Origin of the sequence: Mesorhizobium sp. M1A.F.Ca.IN.022.07.1.1 (genome assembly GCF_003997575.1) — a bacterium.
In the GTDB taxonomy this organism is placed as follows: Bacteria; Pseudomonadota; Alphaproteobacteria; order Rhizobiales; family Rhizobiaceae; genus Mesorhizobium.
Map to the genome: position 1 here is coordinate 1 of NZ_RZST01000437.1, position 4,140 is coordinate 4,140.

4 protein-coding genes and 1 tRNA gene are annotated in these 4,140 nt (G+C 62.8%); 2 read left to right on the top strand and 3 right to left on the bottom strand.

Annotation, left to right across the window (positions count from 1 at the left end; all coding sequences use genetic code 11):
• Both EOA75_RS29800 and EOA75_RS29805 read left to right on the top strand, forming a co-directional pair.
• On the top strand, positions 1-1,071 hold a 1,071-nt coding region (locus EOA75_RS29800; protein WP_164747657.1), incomplete at its 5' end, for a M20 aminoacylase family protein.
• 99 nt (positions 1,072-1,170) lie between these two features.
• Positions 1,171-1,247, top strand: a tRNA-Arg gene (locus EOA75_RS29805).
• A gap of 134 nt (positions 1,248-1,381) precedes the next feature.
• Here EOA75_RS29805 and ugpC read toward each other — a convergent pair.
• From ugpC to EOA75_RS29820, 3 genes are all read right to left on the bottom strand, one after another.
• Positions 1,382-2,440 (bottom strand): sn-glycerol-3-phosphate ABC transporter ATP-binding protein UgpC, encoded by a 1,059-nt coding sequence (gene ugpC, locus EOA75_RS29810; RefSeq protein ID WP_095799870.1) that lies wholly within the window; start codon positions 2,438-2,440, stop codon positions 1,382-1,384.
• Positions 2,441-2,476: 36 nt separating this feature from the next.
• Positions 2,477-3,298, bottom strand: a complete 822-nt coding sequence (locus tag EOA75_RS29815) for a carbohydrate ABC transporter permease (protein ID WP_082953638.1) — start codon at positions 3,296-3,298, stop codon at positions 2,477-2,479.
• Positions 3,299-4,140 (bottom strand): sugar ABC transporter permease (locus EOA75_RS29820; RefSeq protein WP_164747658.1); only part of this gene is annotated, 842 nt, incomplete at its 5' end.

The window sequence follows — 4,140 nt, forward strand, 5'->3', positions numbered from 1 at the left end:
TTCCAGACCGCCGCCTTCGTCACCGACAAGCTGCAGGCTTTCGGTTGCGACGAGGTTGTGACCGGCCTCGGCAAAACCGGCGTCGTCGGCATCATCCGCGGCCGTAAGGGCGAGGGTCCGGCCATCGGCCTGCGCGCCGACATGGACGCTTTGCCGATCAACGAGATCACCGGCAAGCCTTACGCGTCGAGCGTTCCCGGCAAAATGCATGCCTGCGGCCATGACGGCCACACCGCCATGCTGCTCGGCGCAGCCAAATACCTCGCCGAAACGCGCAATTTCGTCGGCTCCGTGGCGGTGATCTTCCAGCCCGCCGAGGAAGGCGGCGGCGGCGGCAACGAAATGGTCAAGGACGGCATGATGGACCGCTTCGGCATCTCGAAGGTGTTCGGCATGCATAACATGCCCGGCCTTCCCGTCGGCGAGTTCGCCATCAAGCCCGGCCCGATCATGGCGGCGACCGCCGAATTCACCATCACCGTCAAGGGGCATGGCGGCCATGCGGCGATGCCGCATGCCACGATCGACCCGATCGTCATTACCAGCCACTTGGTGAGCGCTTTGCAAACCATTGCTTCACGCAGCACCGATCCGGTCGAGGCCGTCGTCGTGTCGGTGACCAAATTCCATGCCGGCGATGCCTACAACGTCATACCGGAAAAAGCCGAGATCGCGGGCACGGTGCGCACGCTGAAAAAGGAAGTGGCCAGGAAAGCGGAAGAGAAAATCCGCGCCATTTGCGCTGGCCTGGCATCAGCCTTCGGCGCGACGATCGAGGTCGACTACGACCCCAACTATCCCGTCACTTTCAACCATCCGGAAGAGACGGCCTTCGCCAGCGATATTGCCGCCGGCGTCGCCGGCGACGCGAATGTCCACCGCGCCATCCAGCCGGTGATGGGCGGTGAGGATTTTTCCTACATGCTGGAAGCGCGCCCCGGCGCCTTCATCTTCATCGGCAACGGCGACACCGCCGGCCTTCACCATCCGGCCTATGACTTCAACGACGAGGTCATCCCGCACGGCATGAGCTATTGGGTGAGGTTGGCGGAGACGGCGCTGGCCGCCTGACCGCTTTGCACGGAGGCGACCTTCCCGGCCGATTGCCGCCGATCGGCCGGTAACGCCTCTTGGCGAACCGGCCCGAAGCGTTTATGTGTCGGGCCGCGTGGTCCCGTAGCTCAGTAGGATAGAGCGGCAGATTCCTAATCTGTAGGTCACAGGTTCGATTCCTGTCGGGATCACCAACTAAATCAAAGGGTTGGCTGACTTTTGCAATGCTCCCATGTTGCATTTTCTTGCAACTGGGCTCCCGTTGCTTTCCGTTCGCTCGAATCTCAAGCACTCCCTGGCCGCCGCGGTGAGAGCGCGGGCAGGGCAATCAGATGCGCCGGCCGGTTTTGGCGTCGAACAGATGCGCCGAGGCGCGGTCGATCTCGATCCGCACGCTCTCGCCTTGCTTCAGCGCTAGCCGCTCGCGGAAAAGGCAGGAGATCACCTCTCCGCCGCAGTCGACCGTGGCGAAGATTTCCGAGCCGGTCGCCTCCATGAGCGTGACTGTGCCGGAGAGACCCTGGCCGGTCGCCCGGATATGCTCGGGACGAATGCCGTAGACCAGTTCCCTTCCCGCGGCTTCGCTCGGCCGGATGCCTTGCGGTAGCGGCAACGTCAGCCCACCGGCACTGCGGAAGATGCCCTCCTCGATGTGGCCGTGGATGAAGTTCATGGCCGGCGAGCCGATGAAGCCGGCAACGAACAGATTGGCCGGCCGGTCGTAGAGATCGAGCGGCGCGCCGATTTGCTCGACCAGACCGTCGTGCAGCACGACGATCTTGTCGGCCATGGTCATCGCCTCGATCTGGTCGTGCGTGACATAGACGGTGGTGGTGCCGAGCCGCTGATGCAGTGCCTTGATCTCGCCGCGCATCTGCACGCGCAATTTGGCGTCGAGATTGGAGAGCGGCTCGTCGAACAGAAACACCTGCGGGTCGCGCACGATGGCGCGGCCCATGGCGACGCGCTGGCGCTGGCCGCCGGAAAGCTGGCGCGGATAGCGGTCGAGCAGCTTTTCCAGGCCGAGAATGCCGGCTGCCCGCTTCACCCGGCTCGCGGTATCGGCCGGATCGGCTTTCTTGATCTTGAGCGCGAAGCCCATATTGTCCGCCACCGTCATGTGCGGGTAGAGCGCGTAGTTCTGGAACACCATCGCGATGTTGCGGTCCCGTGCCCTGAGGTTGTTCACGGTGCGCTCGCCGATTGCGATCTTTCCGGCCGAGATCGTTTCCAGCCCCGCGATCATGCGCAGCAGCGTCGACTTTCCGCAGCCCGACGGTCCGACCAGGATGACGAACTCGCCATCGGCGATATCGACGCTGACGTCGTGGATGATCCGAGTGGCTCCGAAAGCCTTCTGCACGTTGTTGATGCTTACCGATGCCATTGCGTATCTCCAAAAGAATGAGGGCGGATCAGGCGCTCAGCCACCCTTGACCGCGCCGGCGGTCAGCCCGGCGACGATCTGCCGTTGCGCGAACATGGTCAGCACCAGCACCGGCAGCGTCACCACCAGCGCGGCGGCGGCGAGCGGCCCCCAGCTCACCTGCTCGTAGGACAACATGTTGTAGACCGCGACCGGCAGTGTCCGCGTCTCGCGGCTGGCGAGCACGACGCCGAAGACGAAGTTGTTCCACGAGAAGATGATCGACAGGATGAAGGCGACGACGATGCCGGGCTTGGCGATCGGCAGCGCGACCAGGCGAAACACCTGCCACGAACTGGCGCCGTCGATGTTGGCGGCCTCCTCCAATTCCATCGGCGTCGTCTCGAAATAGCCGATCATCACCCAGACCACGATCGGCACCGTCACCACCAGATGGATGATGATCTGCGGCCAGAGCGTGCCGAGGATGCCCAGCCACTGAAACAGGAGGAACAGCGGGATGAGATAGGAAAGCCCGGGCGTCATGCGGGCGATCATGATGACGATCGCCGAGCGTTCCGCCTTGAGCCTGGCGATGCCATAGCCGGCCGGCACGCCGATCAGCAGCGCCAGCAGCGTCGCCGTGCCGGTCACCAGCACCGAGTTCCACAGATAGAGCAGGAAATTGTTCTCCTCGAACACCTTTGCGTAGTTCGACCAGGCGAAGCGCTCCGGGATCAGGATCGGCGGATAGGCGCCGTTGTCGATCTCGAACTTCAGCGACAGCGAGATCATCCAGAGGAAGAACAGGATCGCCGGCGAGACCAGCACCAGCGCCGCGAAGAACAGGCCTATCTTGTTGAGCAGCCGCGAGCTCACCTATTTGCCCTCCGTGTCGACCCATTGCGAGCGCTGGCGCAGCATCAGGAGGATGAAGGACAGGGCCACGATGACGATGAAGAACACCACCGCCATGGCCGAGCCGTAGCCCATGTCGTAATAGGAGAAGGCGGTGTTGTAGAGATAGATGTTGATTGTTTCCGATGCCGTGCCCGGCCCACCTTGGGTCATCGCGTAGATGATATCGAAGCTCTTGAGCGCATCGATCGTGCGGATGATGACCGCGATCATCAGAAACGGCGCGATCATCGGCAAGGTGAGGTAGCGGAACTGCTGCCAGGCATTGGCGCCGTCGATCTCGGCGCTTTCGAACGGCTCGCGCGGCACTGACGCCAGCCCACCCAGCACGATCAGCATCACCAGCGGCGTCCACTGCCAGGTCTCCACCGCGACCAGCGAAGGAATTACGGTGTTGGCGTTGAATATCCACTCCTGCGCCGGAATGCCGACCAGCGACAAGAGATAGTTGAGCACGCCGAGCTGCGGATGGAACATCATGGTCCAGACCAATGCCACGGCGACGGGCGTGGCCATCATCGGCATCACGAAGACGCCGCGCAGCAGGCCGCGCAAGGCAAACCTGGCGTCGAAGATGAGCGCGGCAACGGTACCGAAAAACATCGGCGCGACCACCGACAGGAAAGTATAGATCAAGGTATGCCAGAGCGATTCCCAAAACCGCGGATCGCTCGCCAAGCGCAGATAATTTTCCATCCCGGCAAAGCTTCGCGACTGGCCGAGCGTCCAGCTGTTGACGCTCATCCACAGCGTGAAGGCCCAGGGGAAGACGATCACGGCGCCGACGACGACGAGCGCAGGAA